At 52.7% G+C, this 1,519-nt stretch carries 1 protein-coding gene; it reads right to left on the bottom strand.

Annotated elements, in window-relative coordinates; translation table 11 throughout:
• Nucleotides 1-58 precede the first annotated feature (58 nt).
• The gene (locus PMI09_RS29710) at nt 59-1,189 is read right to left on the bottom strand and encodes an acyltransferase family protein (protein WP_007792459.1); all 1,131 of its coding nucleotides are present in this window, start codon (nt 1,187-1,189) and stop codon (nt 59-61) included.
• Between the last annotated feature and the right edge of the window lie 330 nt (nt 1,190-1,519).

Genomic DNA, 1,519 nt, shown 5'->3' with positions numbered 1-1,519 from the left:
GAAATCAAACCAGCACTGAAATCGTGCCGTTGGCTCGGATCTGGCGAGCAACAGGTCTTCATGCCCCCTTCGACAATACTGAAAGCTTTCGCCGAAACGGCACATCAAATACGAGATACACAATAGCCGACAGTCCGACGATAAAAACGGTTCCTACGACGATGACGGTGAGCTGTCCCATCCAGGACAAATGAAGCTCAGTTGCGACAAAAGAGATTGCGCGAACCAGCGGATAGTGAACGGCGTAAACGGGATACGATAGATTGCCACACCACATTGCCACGCGCCGGGTCGCGGGGCCAAGCTTTGCACTAAGGCTGAAAAACACGACAGCCGGCATTATCACAGCAATACAAATTGCATCGAGCCCGGCCTTTGGAAGTCCTAGATCGGGAAGGAGCAAAATGGTGATCAAAACGATTGTCGCCAACGCAAAGCATTTGCTGGGTGCAAAATCGCGGTGTTTGTAAATAAGCAGGCCGATCGAAAATGACCAGATTACTCGCGGAAAGCCGTACCAGAATTCGCTCGGACGAAAACCAAAGTTGGCGTTGCCGGTCCTCACAATGGCCAACAGGAGCACAATCCCGCTGGCCGCGAGGACAAGCCACATCGCTGCTTGACCTATTCGTGCGCGTGCCCACATGGCGAATGCGATATTCACAAAAATCTCGAAGAATAGCGACCAGGTCGGGGTGTTTAGCGGGAAGACGGTTTGTTCCAAAGTTACAGTGTGCAGCATAGAGGTCTGCAATAAGGGAATCGCAGTGATGCCAAAGACGAATGCGATCGCGATATCAGTTAGATGTTGAAGCTCGTCACTGATCTCAGGCCTACCAAGCTCGATCAACGCAGCAATTGACGTGCCCACAAAAATCAGCGGGAGAAGCCTGATTAATCGCTTTCCGGTAAAGCCGCCCACAGGGAGGTTTCCGCTCTCCAGTGGCTTCCAATATGCACCGGCAATCACGAATCCGCTCAGAACGAAAAAGAAATCAACGGCAAGATAAGCATTTGGGGCAACATAGGGCAGCTCGAGGCGCGTCACGAAGTGTTTGAGAACAACAACCAATGCCGCAACGCCGCGCAAAAGGTCCAGCCCAGCGTAGCGGTGGCTTTTCGATTCACCAGTTTCAATTGGCGCCAACAAATCTCGGGTTCTTGATCCAAAGTAACGGAGCCAGTGCATTGGGTCGTGCCTCTTCCGTTCTGATAGGAAAAACTAACTGTGCTCGATCGTTTGGGGACGCACGCCCTCATTCATCGACGCGACCGATTTTGAGGCGTCGAGGAAAGACCAAAGCCTGTGGTAGTGGTTGTCGGCTCAACTCGCATTGTGCCTCCAGGTCAAAGAAGCGCCTTTCTCGCTCAAGCTGAACAAGAAAGCGCGGGAGCTTCGAGCCACGATCAGACGTGGTGGACGTTGGGCCCATGTCTTCAAGTAAGTCCATTTGCTTGCCGTTGCCTCCGTCTCGTATCAAAAGTCACCGTCTGGCCTGATCAGCTGCGGCCGAACTCG

Origin of the sequence: Rhizobium sp. CF122 (assembly GCF_000282035.1) — a bacterium.
GTDB lineage: Bacteria > Pseudomonadota > Alphaproteobacteria > Rhizobiales > Rhizobiaceae > Rhizobium.
Note: the sequence above shows the minus strand (reverse complement) of the source record. Positions and strands in the feature narration are given on the sequence as shown.